This window comes from Paraburkholderia sp. J76 (genome assembly GCF_905220295.1).
Lineage (GTDB): Bacteria > Pseudomonadota > Gammaproteobacteria > Burkholderiales > Burkholderiaceae > Paraburkholderia.
Genome location: NZ_CAJMZJ010000004.1, coordinates 437,992 through 453,909, shown reverse-complemented (window position 1 = coordinate 453,909; position 15,918 = coordinate 437,992). Strand labels below are relative to the sequence as shown.

Genomic DNA, 15,918 nt, shown 5'->3' with positions numbered 1-15,918 from the left:
GGCGCGCGGGACGCACGTCAGGCACGGGTTGGGTAAATCGGGCGGGAAAGCGGAGAAAAGGAGTTGCGGCCATGTCGCGTGTTCGTGTTCGATGCCGGTACTTACCGATACGAAATGCGCGGGCGGAATTGCGCCCGCGCGATGCGACAGTTTACGACAATCGGGACGCCCTAGCCCAGACGCCGCCCCGTAGCCGGATCGAAGAAATGCAGGCGCGCCGGCGGCAAATACACCGCCAGGCGCTCGCCGGGCGTGGGCCGCGTTTCGTGCGGCAGGCGCACCACCACGTCCGCGCTGCCCCAGCGGCCGTGCGCGAGGTTGTCCGCGCCGAGCAGTTCGCAGGTCTCGACTTCGAGCGTGACCGCCTCGTTGGCGCCGCGCGCGTGCATATGCTCGGGCCGCACGCCCAGCACGCATTCCACGCCCTTCGGCAGCCAGGCCGGTGCGTCACCGAGCGGCAGATGCGGCCCGTTGCCGGCGATTTCGAAGCGCCGGCCATCGTCGCTCACGCGCCCGCGCAGCAGGTTCATGGCCGGCGAGCCGATGAAGCTCGCGACGAACATCGAAGCGGGCCGGTCGTACACGTCGCTCGGCGTGCCGATCTGCTCGGCGCGGCCGCCGTTGAGCACCATCACGCGCTGCGCGAGCGTCATCGCCTCGATCTGGTCGTGGGTGACGTACAGGCTCGTCGTGCGCAGACGCGCATGCAGACGCTGGATTTCGAGGCGCATCTGCACGCGCAGCTTCGCGTCGAGGTTCGAAAGCGGCTCGTCGAACAGGAACACCGAAGGCTCGCGCACAATCGCGCGGCCCATCGCCACGCGCTGGCGCTGGCCGCCCGAAAGCTCGCGCGGCTTGCGCTCCAGCAGCTTGCCCAGCTCCAGAATTTCGGCGGCCGCCGCCACGCGCGAATCGACGGTCGCGCGGTCGAGCCCCTGCAATTTGAGGCTGTAGCCCATGTTGCGCGCGACCGTCATGTGCGGATACAGCGCGTAGTTCTGGAACACCATCGCGATGTCGCGATCTTTCGGCTCCACGCGATTGACCACTTTCTCGCCGATGGCGATCTCGCCCGACGTGATGGTCTCCAGCCCCGCCACCATGCGCAGCAGCGTGGATTTCCCGCAGCCCGAAGGGCCGACGAGCACCATGAATTCGCCGTCCGCCACGTCCACGTCGATGCCGTGCAACACCTGTCGCGCGCCGTCGTACGACTTCGTGACGCCCCTTATGCTCAATGCCGCCATGCCGTCTCCCCAATTGCACCCATGCTTACTTCTCCACGTCCACGAGGCCGCGCACGAACCAGCGCTGCATGGCCAGCACCACCACGAGCGGCGGCAGCATGGCGATCATCGTCGCGCACATCACGAGATGCCATTGCGTGGCTGCGTCGCCGCTCGAAATCATGCTCTTGATGCCCACCACGGCGGTCGTCATCGAGGCCGTGCTCGACATAAGGATCGGCCACAGATACTGATTCCAGCCGTAAATGAACGTGATGACGAACAGCGACGCGATATTCGTTTTAGACAGCGGCAGCACCACGTCCCAGAAGAAACGCAGCGGCCCCGCGCCGTCGATACGCGCCGCCTCGACCAGCTCGTTGGGCAGCGTGAGGAAGAACTGGCGGAACAGGAACGTGGCCGTAGCCGAGGCGATGAGCGGCAGCGTGAGACCCGCATACGTGTTCGGAAGATGCAGCGTGGCCGCGACCTGCACCGTGGGGAAAATGCGCACTTCCACGGGCAGCATGAGCGTCACGAAGATCAGCCAGAACGTGAGGCGCCGGAACGGAAAGCGGAAGAACACGATCGCATAGGCCGAGATGATCGAAATGGCGATCTTGCCCACGGAGATCACAAACGCCGTGATGACGCTGTTCATGAGCATCGTGCTGAACGGGCTCGCCGCGCTGCCCGTACCCGTGTTCCACACAGTCGCCGCGTTCTCGAACAGATGCGTGCCCGGCACGAGCGAGAGCGGCACCGTGAAGACTTCCTTCTCGTTCATCGTGGCCGCGCAAAACGCCACGTACACGGGAAAGGCCACCACCGCCACGCCGAGCAGCAGCATGACGTGGCAGAACAGGTTGAAGTATTTGCGGTTCTCGACCATTGGTTAGCAACCCTTAGTACTGCACCCGGCGTTCGATAAAGCGGAACTGGAAGATCGTGAGCGCCGTGACGATCAGCATCAGCACCACCGACTGCGCGCCCGAACTGCCGATGTCGAGGCCGCGAAAGCCTTCGTCGAAGATCTTGTATACGAGCGTGCGCGTGGCCTGGCCGGGGCCGCCGCCCGTTGCGGCGTCGATGACGGGGAAGGTGTCGAAGAGCGCATAGACCACGTTCACGACGAGCAGGAAAAAGCTCGTGGGCGAAAGCAGCGGAAACGCAATGCCGAAGAAACGCCGCACGGGGCCCGCGCCGTCGATGGCGGCCGCTTCGAAAAGCGATGGCGGAATGGACTGCAGGCCCGCGTAGAAAAACAGGAAGTTATAGCTGATCTGCTGCCAGACCGAGGCGATCACCACGAGCGCCATGGCCTGACCGGGATTGAGCGCGTGATTCCACGTCACGCCGAAGCGCGCGAGCGCGAACGTCACGAGCCCGATACTCGGGTTGAACAGAAAGCCCCACAGCACGGCGGCGATGACGGGCGCGACCGCATACGGCCAGATGAGAAACGTTTGATAGAAGCGCTTGCCGCGCGTCACATGATGCGCCATGGCCGCCAGAAACAGCGAGATGGCGAGGCCGCCGACCGTGACGAGGGCCGTGAAAACCAGCGTTGTCTGGACGGAGGCCAGATAGAGCGGATCGTGCAGCAGCCGCGTGAAGTTGTCGAAGCCGACGAACACGGACGACGTGCCGAAGGCGTCCTGAGCCTGCGTGGACTGCAGGAGCGCGACCCCGGCCGGCCACAGGAAAAAGATCACGGTCACCGCAAGCTGCGGGCCGACGAGCAGGTACGGCAGCAGGCTCGCCCCAAAGCGGGAGCGTTGTTCCATTGCGTCACTCTCCTCGAGTGGCGGCGTTCGGCTGGACGCGAACGCCGGTTTGGCGCGGCTTGTTTATCGGATTGAGTCGCTGGTTTGGCCGCCCGGAGGGTGGCGCCGCGTTCGCATTCTAGCCGAGACTGCAGGCTGTGCGAATCAAAGCGCGGAACGAGGCACGGAACGAGACTTTATTCGTCTTGATGCGCCGCCCCCAGCGCCGCGATAACCCGGTCCACCACGCCGGTCACATGGGCCGGCGTGATGGCCTTCGTGCACTGGTAGCGGAACGCGTCGCCCGCATGGCGCGGGCACCAGCCGAAGTCGCTGTCGTCGGACTCGTAGCGGGTGTCGTTGTAGCAGCTATTGCAGGCGTGAAAATTGATCACGCGCCACGGCGTGTGGAATTCGGCCTTGGGGTGCGAGAAGCCGCTGATCAGCACGACGGGCACGCCCACGGCCCATGCGAGCCACGAAAGGCCGCTGCCGAGTCCCACGAAAAAGTCGGCATGGGCGAGCAGGCTCGCGCGTTCCTCCAACGGCCGCGCGCCCGTGAAATCCTCCGCGCCCGCGGGCATCACGTTCAGCTCACCCGGCAAACCGTATTCGCGGTCGCGGTCGATACACAGCACCCGGTAGCCACGCGCCTTCAGGTGCGCGACGAGCGTGGGCCAGCCGTGCGGATTGTTCCAGTATTTGCACTGCGACGAGGCCTGGGTCGCGATGCACACATAGCGCCCGGCAATCGTACGCTCCGGATTCGCAACCGAAACGCGCGGGCGCCGTTCGAGCGCCGGTACGCCCAGCATGTACGAGGCAAAGTCCTGAAGATTGCTCACGCGCAGGTCGGTAGGCTGGTGGTCGCGGTCGGAAAGCGGCCGGTAGGCGCCCACGCGGTAAGTCGCGTAGACGGGCTCGCCGGTTTCTTCCACGGCGCCCGTCGTGAATACGATGGCGGGATAACTCGCCGCGAACAGCGCATGCAGCGAGGCCGCCATCCACACGGTCAGCGCGCAGTCATGCTGCGCGCGAAACGCCTCGAATGCCGGCATCCAGGCAATCGCGTCGCCAATCGCATTCGATCCCACTTCCACGCGCACGCGACGCCCCGCCGCATCGAAAGAATGCGAAAAAACGAGGCGCGCGCCGTCGAACACTTCCAGCAGAAAGCGAACGTAGTATTTTCGGCGGCTCGCGGCGATCTCGCCCGCGTTCATGACCTCGTCGAACAGCGTATTGGCCGTGTCGAGATCGTGCATGCGCACGCGCCAGCCGTCTTTCGGCACCTGCACGCGGCAGCCGAAGTTGAAGTCGTAGCGAATGCCCTCCGGGCCCGCCAGCGCGGGCGCGCCGGGCTGCGCGAAAGTGGCGGACTGCAGGCCGCGCTGGGCGCCGGAGGCGGGATTGACGGTGGAATTCATGAGGCGATCGGGATGCGGGGACGGTTGATCCGACGCGCAGCGTATCCCGGTCGCGAAAATAACGGGGGCGTCACGCCCCCCGCTTCACGGCTTAACCCAGCGCCGCCGCGGCGAATTTGCCCATGTCGGTGGCCGGATCGCGCAGCGCATCGACGTCGAGCTTCACGCCCTTGCCCACGAGCTTCTTGCCGCACAGGAAATCGGGCATCGAATTGACGGCGTCGACCGCGAGCAGCACGCGGTCCTTCAGGTAGTACACGGCGAAGCGGCGCGCGGCAGGGTCGCCGCGCACGATGGCCTCGTCGTAGCCTTCGAGCAGGCCCACGGTCTGCAGCTTGAGATCGTACTGATCGGACCAGAACCACGGCGCGTCGCACGCGGGACGCGGCTTGCCGACGATCGCCGCCGCCGCGAGCTTCGCCTGCTCCACCGCGTTGTGCACGCTTTCCAGGCGCCCCGCGCGGCCATAATGTGCAAGCGGCCGGTGCGCGCAATCGCCGATGGCGAACACATCGGGGTCGCTCGTGCGCGCGTCGTCGTCCACCTGAATGCCGTTGGCGCAGACGATGCCCGCCGCTTTCGCGAGCGCCTCGTTCGGCAGAATGCCGATGCCGACCAGCGCGAGCGTGGCGGGCACGATCTCGCCGCCGGCCAGCTTCACGCCGGTCAGCTTGCCGCTCTCGCCCACGAGCGCCTCGATCTTTGCGTTCAGGCGCAGTTCCACGCCCTGCGCGCGATGCTCGTTCGCGTAGAACGTGGAAACGGTCTCGCCCGTCACGCGGCCCAGCACGCGCGGCGCGGCTTCGAGCACCGTGACCTCGTGGCCGAGCTGGCGCGCCGCCGCGGCCGCTTCGAGGCCGATATAACCGGCGCCGATCACGACGAGCTTCTCGCCCGGCTTCACGCGCTCGCGCAGCACATCTGCGTCCGCCAGCGAGCGCAGCGCGATCACGCCCGCGAGATCGTGGCCCGGCACCGTCAGCGCGCGCGGCGTCGAACCGGTGGCGAGAATCAGCTTGTCGTATTGAACCTGGCTGCCGTCCGCGAGCGTGAGCGTGCGGCTCGCGCGGTCGAGCGACTGCGCGCTCGCGCCGAGTTTCAGCTCGATGCGCTGCTCGTCGTAGAACGCGCGCGGCTTCAGCCACAGGCGCTCGACGTCGGACTCGCCCTTCAAATAGGCCTTGCTGAGCGGCGGCCGGTGATACGGCGGCACCGGTTCTTCGCCGACCAGCACGACGCGGCCGCCGAATCCATATTGCCGCAGCAGCGCCGCGGCGTTGCCGCCCGCGTGCCCTGCCCCAACGATCACCACTGTGCTGCCGTCTTCTTGCATGTCCGCTCCCGCTTTTTCCTCGCTGTGTGCAGCGTTGATTGATTCATTGCGCGCATCGGCGGCGAGGGCTCATACGCATACTTCAATCCACGCCGGCCGCCGCGCCAGGAACGAGATCATCTCACGGTTCGCGCGCACACGATGCGTTAGTCGAAAGCGCGGTCGTTCGGCGCGGCATAGAGCGCACGCAATTGCCCGCTCATCGGAAAGTCGAAATTCACGCCTTTGGGCGGCACCGGCTTTTCGAACCATTTCGCGTACATCGCGTTGATTTCGCCGCTTTTCATGACTCTCGCCATCGTATCGTTCACGAGCTGGCGGAATTCCGGGTCGCCGTTGCGCATCACTAAGCCATACGCTTCCGATGATTGCGGCGTGCCCACGATCACCCATTCGGCGGGCGCTGCCGTGAGCGAGCGCGTGCCCGCGAGCAGCACGTCGTCCATCATGTAGGCCACGGCGCGGCCCGATTCGAGCGCGGCGCGCCCCTCGCCGTAGTCGCGCGCGCTGATGATGCGCATGTTCATCTGCTTCTCGATGTTCATGCGCCGTAGAATGCGCTCGGACGTCGTGCCCTGGTTCGTGAGCACCGTCTTGCCCGCGAGATCGGGAAAGTCGCGAATGCCCGAATTCCTGCGCGTGAGCAAACGCGTGGTCGCGACAAAAAACGTATCGGAGAAACTCACCTCGGCCTCGCGCGCCTTCAGGTTCGTTGTGACGCCGCATTCGAGATCCACAGTGCCGTTCTGCACGAGCGGAATGCGGTTTTGCGAAGTAACGGGGATAAAACGCACCTGCAGGTTCGGGCGCTTTGTCCGCACCTTGACGGCGTCGATCACCTTGTCGCAGATGTCCTGCGAAAAGCCGATCACCTGGTTGTCGCCGACCACGTAAGAGAACGGCACCGACATCTCGCGATATCCAATGGCGATGCTGTTCGCCGAGCGGACCTTGTCGAGCGTGGGCTGCGCGATCTGGGCGGCCGCCGGTTGCAGCAGCGCGAGGCACGGCACGATGGCCTGGCACGCCAGCGACAGCCACTTCACTCGGTTCATGGGCGGATCCTCTTCTTCTCTTGTCGTTGTCTTGCGCGGTCAAAGCCTACATATGCCGCCACAATCGATCATCGCGCAACATGCGGGAAATACCAAGGTTCGCAGGGAGATTAATCCGTCGATTAAAAAAAAGCAGCGGACCTGGCCGCTGCTTTTCCTGTTCAACGCTGCACTTCGCAGCCAATGCCGTCAGCCGTTGACGAGTTTCTTCGGCTGCAGCAACGCCAGCACCGCGCCCAGCGCCATGGCGGCCGAAACGCAGTACATGCCCGCGTTCGTGCTTTGCGTCACGTCCTTCATCCAGCCGATGATGGACGGGCTCACGAAGCCCGCGAGATTGCCGATCGAGTTGATCATGCCGATGGCGGCGGCCGCCGAACCGCCCGCGAGAATCGCGCTCGGCCAGGTCCAGAACACGGGCATCGTGGCGAGCATGCCGGCCGCGCCCACGGAGAGCGCGAGCATGGCGAGCGGCACGTTGTTGCCGAACACGGTGCTGAAATACAGGCCGATTGCCGAAGCCAGCGAGGCGATGGCGAAGTGCCAGCGGCGCTCGCCCGTGCGGTCGGCGCTCTTCGCCACGAACAGCATGCTGAACACGGCGCATGCGTACGGAATGGCGGTGAGCAGGCCCACGTCGAGCGCGCTCTTCACACCGCTCGCCTTGATGAGCGTGGGCAAATAAAAACTGATGCCGTAGAGGCCCATCATGCAGCAGAAGTAAATCACGGCCATGAGCCACACGCGGCCATTGGCGAATACCGAGCCGATCGATGCGTGGCCCTTGCCGGCCTGGTCCTGCGCGATATTGCGTTCGAGCACGGCCTTCTCGTCTTCCGAAAGCCACTTCGCCGCGCGAATGCCGTTAGGCAGATAGAACAGCGTAATCACGCCCAGCACGAGCGAAGGCACCGCCTCGATGAGGAAGAGCCATTGCCAGCCCGTCCAGCCGTTCGTGCCGCTGAAAGCCGAGAGAATCCAGCCCGAAAGCGGGCCGCCCAGCACGCCCGCGATGGGAATGCCGATCATGAAAAGCGCATTCATGCGGCTGCGGCGCGGAGCCGGAAACCAGTAGGTGAGATAAAGCACGATGCCGGGGAAGAAGCCCGCCTCGGCCACGCCCAGCAAAAACCGCACGAAATAGAACTGCGTGGGCGTGCGCACGAGCAGCGTGGCCGCCGATAGCACGGCCCACGTAATCATGATGCGCGCGATCCACACGCGCGCGCCCACGCGGTGCATGAGGATATTGCTTGGGACTTCGAAGAAAAAGTAGCCGATAAAGAAAATGCCCGCGCCGAGACCGTAAACGGTTTCGCTGAATTGCAGGTCGCTCAGCATCTGCAGCTTGGCGAAGCCTACGTTGACGCGGTCGAGATACGCGGCCACATAGCAGAGGAAGAGAAACGGCAGCAGACGCAACGTAGCCCTGGAATAGGCCCGCGTCTCGAGGTTGTGTAGTGCGGCCTTCGACTGGCCGCCGGCGATCGTATTCATGGTCTCCAACATGGTGCAAAGCCAGTGCCGCGCGGGCAAAGGCCAAGGAAAACGAGGGCGCATGGGCGGGATGCTTCCATAAGGAACTGTCCCGAGGGTCCTTCCCCACTATGTTGCGCCCACAACGAATTGCACGCGCCCGCGTCTCGTCACTCCCGCACGGCTGCATGCAAAGCGCATCATCGTAGCGAGGCGCGACAAGGGCTGTCAACCGTTTGTAAGCGCCTGGCAGCCGCCCGAAACGGCGCTGCGGCGGGGCCGCGCGCTAGAATCGTCGAATTCATTCTCGACGAAACCCCTGCATGGAGGACCGCGCGCCATGAATTCCACCCCGCTGCCCCGCCGCCCGCGCGTGTATCTCGCCGGCTTCGATGTGTTCCGGCGCGACGCGCTCGAACACGGCGCGCGCCTCGTCGCCGCGTGTGCCGAATATGGCTTCGAGGGCGTGTATCCGCTCGACGCGCAGGCGCCCGCCGACCTCGACGGCCCGCGCCAGGCCGCATGGATCTACCGCGCGAACGTCGAAGCGATCCGCGCCGCCGATATCGTGATGGCGAATGTCAACGATTTTCGCGGCCCCGGCGAACCCGACTCCGGCACCGCATTCGAAATCGGCTATGCGGCCGCGCTGGGCAAGGAAATCTGGGCTTACATGTCCGACGAAGGCACGCTCATCGAACGCGTGCCTTCCGCGCCCGACGCGCATGGGCGCGTGTGCGAACGCGGCTATCTCGTGGAAGATTTCGGCCTGACCCGCAACCTGATGATCGCGTGCGCGGCGCGCCTCGTGCAGGGCGACGCGCGCGCGTGTCTCGAAGCGATGGCGCAGGGGCGCACGCCATAAGCGCGTGCGCCAGAGCGAACCAGGGAATCAATGATGCATGGCGCTCATCGTGCTCATACGCTGGAGCGCGCGAATGCGCGCCACCGCGGGGCGGTCCGTCACGGCGACCTGATAGAGCTTCGCGAGGTCGGCCTTGAGCGCCGTGCGTGAGCCCGCGTCTAGATACACCATGTGCCCCGAGGGATAGAAACGCGCGCTCAGATTGTTGCGCACCTTCTGGTCGAGAAGCGGCATCTTCTGCAAGTCGATCACCGTCTGGTAGAACGGCGTGACGAAGTCGTAAAAGCCATTTGCCGAAAGCACGCGCAAATCGGGATTCAGCGCCATTACCGCCGCCAGATCGCCCGCCGTATAGAGCACGATGTTGCCTTGCGCATCGATGCCTTTTTGCGCGCCCGTCGGGTCGATATGGCTGAAGTTCCAGTTCTGGAACGCCTGGTCGTTCAGGTCCGTGAACGACGAATTCGTGCGGAACTTGAGCTGCTCGTTCAGGTAGCTGTTCCACATCGCCGTGTACACGCCGCTCACCGCCGTCATGGTCGGATCGTTGCCGCCCGAGTTCGGGTCGATGTTGCCGGCAATGCCCGTGTCGATGGCGGTCACGCGGCCGTCGTACGAGCCGAGCGCCACGCCCTTGTCCTTCATGAGCGTGGTGAGAAAAAGCGAGTTGCCGCGGCTGTCGTAAGCGGCGATGTCGAGATTCCACGACTCCAGCGTTTGCGTGTCGATGCCCGTGTATTGCGACAGCGTCTTGAGCGTCGCGGCGATGCTCTTGTCCTTGGGATCGGGGAACTTCGCAAGCGCCTGGAGATAACCGGTGCGCGCGAATTGCGCGACCTGCGCGGCGAACGCCTCCAGGTTCTTCGGCGCGGGCGTCACACCCAGGCGCTTGTGATACCACGCGTCGGCGGCCGCCGTGGGCAGCGCGCCCACCGGATTGCCGCTTTGCGTGTAATCGAGTATCGACGACTGCAGCGTGATGCCGTTCAGATCCACGCCGTCCTCGTGCAGCCGGTACGCGAGCACGCAACTGCGCGCCGTGCCATACGATTCGCCGTAGAGAAACTTCGGCGAATTCCAGCGATCGTTCGCCGTAAGGTAGCGCTTGATGAATTGCTTGAGCGAATCCGCGTCCTGATCGACGCCCCAGAAGTCGCGGTTGTGGTGCGGCGCGATCGCGGCCGAATAGCCCGTGCCCACCGGATTGATGAAGATGAGGTCGCTCTTGTCGAGCAGACTGTCCGGATTGTCTTCGAGCGCATAGGGCGCGGGCGGCGTGAAGCCCGGCATCGAAGTCTTGATGCGCTTGGGTGCGAACGAGCCGAGCAGCACGAACACGGAAGACGAACCCGGGCCGCCGTTATAGAAGAACGTGACGGGGCGATCCTGCGCCTGCACGCCGTCCTTCGTGAACGCCACGTAGAACATCTTGGCGTTGGGCTGCGAGCTGCTCGGATCGACGGTCACGAGATGGCCCGCCGTTGCCGTGTAGGTAATGACTTCCTTACCGATCTGAATGGCGTGATGCGTGATCGCCGCGTTCTCGGTCATGTCGGTCACGAAGTCGTCCGGACCGTTGCCGTAAGCGGTGGGATCGAAGCACGGCTGGTCGGCCTGTGAGCGATGCTTGCCGTTTCCGCTCGCGGGGCTGCCCCCTTGAGCGCCGCCGTTACCGCTGGTGGACTGCGCTTCGTCGTTCATGTCGTCTCCCCATTCTGTGTTCGCGTTTGAGACAGTGAAGGCAACTTCGAATGCAACCTCTCATGCAACCCGCATCGCGCCTGCCGCTTGGTTCCGCTTTGGTTCCGCTTACTTCCCGTCGCAGCTTTTTCGTAGCAGCGCGCCGCGCTCATCCTACGCCGAGCCGAGCGCGCTTGCCACCTTGGTGCCCACCGGCGTGCCGAGGCCCGTGCAGGCGTCCCAGCCGGGCGCCGCGGAGAAGTCGCCGTTGCTGCCGCTCGTGACGTCGTTGAACGCGCTGGGCTGCGCATAGAGCTTTGCGTTCGCGAAGCCGACCGGCGTGCCGCGCGCCGCGTTGATGCGCGCAATCAGCGCAGCCCACAGCGGCGCGACGGCGCTCGTGCCGCCCACCACCGTATCCGTGCCGGCCACGCGCACCTCGTAACCGGTGGCCGGGTCGGCGTCGGCGGCGACATCGGGCACGCCGCGCCGCACCAGCGCGCCGGCGCCGCCGCTGCCACGCACCACGCGCAAGCCTTTTTGCCAGGCCGGCAGCGCGAACGTCGCGCTCACGCCGCCGCCCGTCGCGCCGTCGTCGCCTTCGCTCCACACGGTTTCCTGCGAGATGCGTCCGTTCGACGCCGCGATGCGCGTGCCGCCGCAGCCGAGCGCATACGGGCTCGACGCGGGAAAGTCGACGTGATCGGCGCCGTCGCCCACGCCGTCCGACGAGCCGCTGTCGCCCGAAGCCGCGCACACCGTCACGCCGAGCGCAACGGCCGTCCGCATCGCGTCGTTCAGCGCGCCGAGCGTTTGCTTCGACCACGCCGATTCCGGCGCGCCCCAACTGATCGAGATGACCGAAGGCTTGCGCTGGCTGTCGTGCAGCGCGGCGCTCACGGCATCCACGAAACCGGCTTCGCTGTTGGGCGCGAAATACACGGCGATGAGCGCGCGCGGCGCCAGCGCGCCCGCGATCTCCACGTCGAGCGTGACTTCGGCGTCGGGGCCGTTGGGGTCGCCGGTCGGCGCGTTCGTCACCTGATCGACGGAAACGTTCTCCACGCGCGGCGCGCTTACGCCCAACTCATTGAAATACGCGTGGAGGTCCGCCGTGTCATAGCCGCCGCCCATTTCGATGAGCGCGATGCATTGGCCGTTGCCGTCGCCCGGGGGAAAGCTGTAAAGGTCCGCGAGTTGCAACGGCGTGAACGATTTGCTCACCGCGCGCGCGGCGCGGATCGGCGGATGGATGGGTGCGTCTCGCGCTTCCTGCGTCGCTGAAGTTGCCACCGAAGGCGGCACGATGCGAAAGTGCGGGCGCGCCTTCGCGCGATTGTCGAGCCCCACCACGGCGGTGACGACCTCGTGCATGTCGTCGGGCAAATGCAGCGGGCCGTTCGGCTGGTGAAAGCGATGCGTGATTTTGCCGATCTGATGCTCGAAACGCTGGAGGTCGATGCCGAAGGCGGCGTTGTACTGCTGCACCGTGCCCGAGAGCACGACGCGGCGCGCCGAGGCGTCGGCCGCGTCCACCGCGAGCCCATGCGCGCTCGCGAATTGCTCGACGCGCTTGATGTCCGCCGCGCTCGCGCCGAAGCGCCGTTCGTAGTCCTCGCGGGAAACCGGTTTTGCGGCGGGATCGTTTGCGGTAAGCCGATCCACCAGATCGTGAAATTCGGCCGCTGCCTGACGCCGCAGGATCAGCACGATCTTGAAGCTTTCCGCCGGGTCGCAAGCCCCGACGCACTGTGCGCCAGCGGGCGCGGGATGTTCACTGCCTGCCACGGGAAGGTGCCTGGTCATAACCCGTATCTCCTTCTTGAATCGCTTGCCTGTGCCGGAATCCTGGCGCCCTGGTTACGCCGCATCCACGCCGCATCGCCGCCGCAGGAGCGGCCGGCAGCGCGGCGCGAGCGCAAACGAAGCGCAGTGCGCATTCCGCGTGCCCAACACAATCGTTATACACCCGGCACGCTTGCAAAGCGCTCCCGGCGACGGATGAATAAAAAAGCGCGCGGGCATCGAGCCCGCGCGCTTGTTCACAACCCGTAGCGTGGTTTTACCGCCGTGGCGTGTTAAGCCGCCGCGGCCAGCGCGGCCGGCAGATGCGTTTGCAGATAGGCCTCGAACTCATCCTTCACCTCGGGATGGCGCAGCGCGAACTCGACCGTCGCCTTGAGGTAACCGAGCTTGCTGCCGCAATCGAAACGCGTGCCCATGTAGCGATACGCAAGCACCTGCTCTTCGGTGAGGAGCGACTGCAATGCGTCGGTAAGCTGCAACTCGCCGCCCGCACCCGGCTTCAGCGCGCGCAGATGGTCGAATACCGTGGGCATCAACACGTAGCGGCCCACCACGCCGAGATTCGAGGGCGCGACTTCGGGCGCCGGCTTCTCGACGATGCCGGAAAGCTTGAACACATCTTCTTCCCACTCGCGGCCATCGACGATGCCGTACGACGCGCTGTGTTCGCGAGCAATCGATTCCACGCCGATCACCGAGCTGTGATAGTGATTGAACGTGTTCACGAGCTGCTTCATGACGGGCGTGGGGCTGTAGAGCAGATCGTCCGCGAGAATGACGGCGAACGGCGAGCCGCCCACGAGCTTTTCCGCGCACAGCACGGCGTGACCGAGACCGAGCGCCTCGGCCTGGCGCACGTAGAAGCAGTCCACATTGGCCGGCTTGATGCTGCGAACGAGGTCGAGCAGCTTTTGCTTGTTGCGGGCTTCGAGTTCGCATTCGATCTCGTACGACTTGTCGAAATGATCTTCGATCGCGCGCTTGCTGCGGCCGGTCACGAAGATCATTTCGGTAATCCCCGCAGCGATCGCCTCTTCCACTGCGTACTGAATGAGCGGCTTGTCGACGATCGGCAGCATTTCCTTGGGGCTCGCCTTGGTGGCGGGCAAAAAGCGCGTCCCAAGGCCTGCAACAGGAAATACCGCTTTGGTTACTTTGAGCATGATGTTCATTCCCAGATCGTTCGTTTGAATCTCGGTCTTGCAGCGAGGCAAGCCGACTTCCCCGAGGTTCTGCCTTGGCAGAGTCTTGTATTGAACAGGATTGTTTACCGTCTTTTCATGAATAAAAAAAGCCATTCACACCAGATTTTTTGATTCCCGCGTCACACCGTAAATTATTCCCATTCATATCGAATAATTTCAAGGGGATCGGCATGAATTTCCTGTCCCGGTTTTGTATCAACGACGTGTTGCGTTCGGGCGCGGGCTACTCCGCCTCATCGGCGGGCGGCAACGCACCCGAGCGCGAGCGGGCGCGCCGGATAGGCTCATTGCGCAGGGCCTCACGATACGCGGACACCGCCACGAGTATCAACAGCACGGCCACGCCGGCCAGCAAGTGCAGGTTCATCGGATTCTCCAGCGACCATAGTCGATCGCACTCAAACTAGCATTCCAAATTCCGTAAATAAACCGCTTTGATTTTCAATCCATTTATTTCTCCATTTCTCTGATGGGTGCGAATACATTTTGAAAATCTTTTGCTTACTTCCCTCGCGCGCGCGCCCCTAAGATCGCCGGGTACTCTCCCAAGGACCGGCCGACACCGATGAGCGATCCCGTACTCCAAACCGCCATGCCGCCCGCATCCGCGCTGCCCGCCGCAGCAGTTACCGCAGCGCGGCCCGCGGCGGCGGCCCGCGAGCTTGCCGGCGACCAGTTGATCGAGGCGCTGCGCGGCTTTGCGGCCCTGCTGGTGGCCTACTTCCATTGCCGCCAGGTTACATGGATCGGCATGGGCGCGTTTCACCAGTTGCACGCGAGCCTCGCGAGCCCGGGCGCCATAGCGGCATGGTTGACGTTACCCGTAGCGTGGGGATCGGCGGGCGTGCCGATTTTTTTCGTGATCAGCGGCTATTGCATTCACCGCAGCGGCGCTGCGCGGCTGAATGCCAACCCCGATTTCCGGCTCGACGCGCGGCAGTTCTGGCTGCGCCGATTCGTGCGTATTTATCCGGTGCTGCTCGCTGCGTTGCTGCTCACGCTGGCAGTGGATTCCATCAGCCTTTCGCTGGTGCCGGTGAGCCACAAGATCAACGGCATCGGCGCGCGTGACTTCTTCGTGAATCTGCTTTCGTTGCAAGGAGTGGCCGGTAAGACGTATGGCTCGAATGGCGCGCTCTGGACGCTTTCGCTCGAAGTGCAGTTCTATCTGCTGTATCCGCTGCTCTTCGCTGTGCGCCGGCGGTTTGGCTTTAATGTCGTGCTCGCTGCTGTGGCGCTCGTTAATGTCGTTTCCGCGTTGACGCTGGAGCGACATGGCATCGTCGTCTTCACGTCGTACTGGTTTTCCTGGATGCTCGGTGCGTGGATCGCTGAAGTGCGTCTGCGTGGGTCCTCCGGTTTTCGCTTTGCGTACCTCGCTGCTGCGCTTTTTGCCGTGGCCGGGTGCGTGGCTTTCCACTTTGGGCAGTTTGGGGCGTTTCAGCTCTGGGCTTGTGCGTTTGCCTGCTATCTCGTCAAGGCGCTTTCGCGGGCTGCTGCTTCTCCTGGTGTGCTGCACGCACTGTTTTCCAAGGTCGGGGATTTCAGCTACTCGCTCTATCTCATCCACTTGCCGCTCTTCGTGATGCTCGGGTCGCTCTTGTTTCGCTCCGCGCTCCAGACTTCGATCTGGCCGTCGTTTGGGTTCACGCTCGGCGTGATTCCCGTTGCATGGGTGTTCTATCGGGTGTTCGAGCGGCCTGCGGTTGATGCCGCTGGCAGGCTTAGGAGGCGGGCCGCTGGATGAGTGCGGCGCTTTGGGGTTTGGAGGTTTTCTTGTTTTCGTGTCGGTATGCAAGCGTTGCCCCTGTGCGGGGCGGCACCTACTTTCTTTGCAGCGGCAAAGAAAGTAGGCAAAGAAAGCCGCTCAAACCGCCAATGCCCGCCACCATTCACCCCTGGCCGTTACAGCTTGTGGCTCCGGAGCGTCTGTCACCTCGCACCATTCTCGTTAGTGACAAAGCACTCATTCGTTTCCGCTGCTCGCTACGCTCGCTGCGGTCGGGTCTGCGTGGGAAACCGGTCTGATGCCAGGGCGGCACGATTTGGTTATGCCCTTCGGGGCGCGTAGCGCCACCG

Annotated in this window: 13 protein-coding genes; 2 read left to right on the top strand and 11 right to left on the bottom strand. The window is 64.2% G+C overall.

Annotated elements, in window-relative coordinates:
- Positions 1 to 170 precede the first annotated feature (170 nt).
- The 7 genes from U5768_RS11155 to U5768_RS11125 all read right to left on the bottom strand — a co-directional run bounded on the left by U5768_RS11155 (position 171) and on the right by U5768_RS11125 (position 8,304).
- Complete coding sequence (locus U5768_RS11155; protein WP_322030437.1) at positions 171 to 1,247, bottom strand: sn-glycerol-3-phosphate import ATP-binding protein UgpC; 1,077 nt, start codon at positions 1,245 to 1,247, stop codon at positions 171 to 173.
- Between the two features lie 25 nt (positions 1,248 to 1,272).
- Positions 1,273 to 2,118, bottom strand: coding sequence for a sn-glycerol-3-phosphate ABC transporter permease UgpE (ugpE, locus tag U5768_RS11150; RefSeq protein WP_322030436.1), 846 nt, complete (start codon positions 2,116 to 2,118; stop codon positions 1,273 to 1,275).
- 13 nt (positions 2,119 to 2,131) lie between these two features.
- On the bottom strand, positions 2,132 to 3,013 hold the full coding sequence (gene ugpA / locus U5768_RS11145) for a sn-glycerol-3-phosphate ABC transporter permease UgpA (protein ID WP_322030435.1): 882 nt from the start codon (positions 3,011 to 3,013) through the stop codon (positions 2,132 to 2,134).
- A gap of 176 nt (positions 3,014 to 3,189) precedes the next feature.
- Complete coding sequence (locus tag U5768_RS11140) at positions 3,190 to 4,419, bottom strand: autotransporter strand-loop-strand O-heptosyltransferase (protein WP_322030434.1); 1,230 nt, start codon at positions 4,417 to 4,419, stop codon at positions 3,190 to 3,192.
- A 91-nt stretch (positions 4,420 to 4,510) separates the two neighbouring features.
- Positions 4,511 to 5,752 carry an NAD(P)/FAD-dependent oxidoreductase gene (locus tag U5768_RS11135; protein WP_322030433.1) on the bottom strand — a complete coding sequence of 414 codons (1,242 nt, stop codon included), beginning with the start codon at positions 5,750 to 5,752 and terminating at the stop codon, positions 4,511 to 4,513.
- A 146-nt stretch (positions 5,753 to 5,898) separates the two neighbouring features.
- On the bottom strand, positions 5,899 to 6,807 hold the full coding sequence (locus U5768_RS11130; protein WP_322030432.1) for a transporter substrate-binding domain-containing protein: 909 nt from the start codon (positions 6,805 to 6,807) through the stop codon (positions 5,899 to 5,901).
- 189 nt (positions 6,808 to 6,996) lie between these two features.
- Positions 6,997 to 8,304: an MFS transporter gene (locus U5768_RS11125; protein WP_322030431.1), complete on the bottom strand. Its 1,308-nt coding sequence runs from the start codon at positions 8,302 to 8,304 to the stop codon at positions 6,997 to 6,999.
- Positions 8,305 to 8,623: 319 nt separating this feature from the next.
- Between U5768_RS11125 and U5768_RS11120 the strand changes: the two genes are divergently transcribed.
- Complete coding sequence (locus tag U5768_RS11120) at positions 8,624 to 9,148, top strand: nucleoside 2-deoxyribosyltransferase (RefSeq protein WP_322030430.1); 525 nt, start codon at positions 8,624 to 8,626, stop codon at positions 9,146 to 9,148.
- Between the two features lie 27 nt (positions 9,149 to 9,175).
- Here the strand turns inward: U5768_RS11120 and U5768_RS11115 are convergent, their stop codons facing one another.
- The 4 genes from U5768_RS11115 to U5768_RS11100 all read right to left on the bottom strand — a co-directional run bounded on the left by U5768_RS11115 (position 9,176) and on the right by U5768_RS11100 (position 14,206).
- Complete coding sequence (locus U5768_RS11115; protein ID WP_322030429.1) at positions 9,176 to 10,849, bottom strand: S10 family serine carboxypeptidase-like protein; 1,674 nt, start codon at positions 10,847 to 10,849, stop codon at positions 9,176 to 9,178.
- Between the two features lie 153 nt (positions 10,850 to 11,002).
- Entirely contained in the window at positions 11,003 to 12,634 is a 1,632-nt protein-coding gene (locus U5768_RS11110; protein WP_322030428.1) for a S53 family peptidase, read from the bottom strand.
- A 272-nt stretch (positions 12,635 to 12,906) separates the two neighbouring features.
- A complete protein-coding gene (galU, locus tag U5768_RS11105) occupies positions 12,907 to 13,797 on the bottom strand; it encodes a UTP--glucose-1-phosphate uridylyltransferase GalU (RefSeq protein ID WP_322030427.1) in 891 nt (296 codons plus the stop codon).
- A 265-nt stretch (positions 13,798 to 14,062) separates the two neighbouring features.
- Positions 14,063 to 14,206: a hypothetical protein gene (locus U5768_RS11100; RefSeq protein ID WP_322030426.1), complete on the bottom strand. Its 144-nt coding sequence runs from the start codon at positions 14,204 to 14,206 to the stop codon at positions 14,063 to 14,065.
- A gap of 198 nt (positions 14,207 to 14,404) precedes the next feature.
- Between U5768_RS11100 and U5768_RS11095 the strand changes: the two genes are divergently transcribed.
- On the top strand, positions 14,405 to 15,586 hold the full coding sequence (locus tag U5768_RS11095) for an acyltransferase (protein WP_322030425.1): 1,182 nt from the start codon (positions 14,405 to 14,407) through the stop codon (positions 15,584 to 15,586).
- Positions 15,587 to 15,918: the final 332 nt, after the last annotated feature.

Excerpts from the sequence above, each read along its gene's own strand:
- U5768_RS11155 (WP_322030437.1), bottom strand. The coding sequence starts at position 1,247 with ATGGCGGCATTGAGCATAAGGGGCGTCACGAAGTCGTACGACGGCGCG.
- ugpE (WP_322030436.1), bottom strand. The coding sequence starts at position 2,118 with ATGGTCGAGAACCGCAAATACTTCAACCTGTTCTGCCACGTCATGCTG.
- ugpA (WP_322030435.1), bottom strand. The coding sequence starts at position 3,013 with ATGGAACAACGCTCCCGCTTTGGGGCGAGCCTGCTGCCGTACCTGCTC.
- U5768_RS11140 (WP_322030434.1), bottom strand. The coding sequence starts at position 4,419 with ATGAATTCCACCGTCAATCCCGCCTCCGGCGCCCAGCGCGGCCTGCAG.
- U5768_RS11135 (WP_322030433.1), bottom strand. The coding sequence starts at position 5,752 with ATGCAAGAAGACGGCAGCACAGTGGTGATCGTTGGGGCAGGGCACGCG.
- U5768_RS11130 (WP_322030432.1), bottom strand. The coding sequence starts at position 6,807 with ATGAACCGAGTGAAGTGGCTGTCGCTGGCGTGCCAGGCCATCGTGCCG.
- U5768_RS11125 (WP_322030431.1), bottom strand. The coding sequence starts at position 8,304 with ATGAATACGATCGCCGGCGGCCAGTCGAAGGCCGCACTACACAACCTC.
- U5768_RS11120 (WP_322030430.1), top strand. The coding sequence starts at position 8,624 with ATGAATTCCACCCCGCTGCCCCGCCGCCCGCGCGTGTATCTCGCCGGC.
- U5768_RS11115 (WP_322030429.1), bottom strand. The coding sequence starts at position 10,849 with ATGAACGACGAAGCGCAGTCCACCAGCGGTAACGGCGGCGCTCAAGGG.
- U5768_RS11110 (WP_322030428.1), bottom strand. The coding sequence starts at position 12,634 with ATGACCAGGCACCTTCCCGTGGCAGGCAGTGAACATCCCGCGCCCGCT.
- galU (WP_322030427.1), bottom strand. The coding sequence starts at position 13,797 with ATGCTCAAAGTAACCAAAGCGGTATTTCCTGTTGCAGGCCTTGGGACG.
- U5768_RS11100 (WP_322030426.1), bottom strand. The coding sequence starts at position 14,206 with ATGAACCTGCACTTGCTGGCCGGCGTGGCCGTGCTGTTGATACTCGTG.
- U5768_RS11095 (WP_322030425.1), top strand. The coding sequence starts at position 14,405 with ATGAGCGATCCCGTACTCCAAACCGCCATGCCGCCCGCATCCGCGCTG.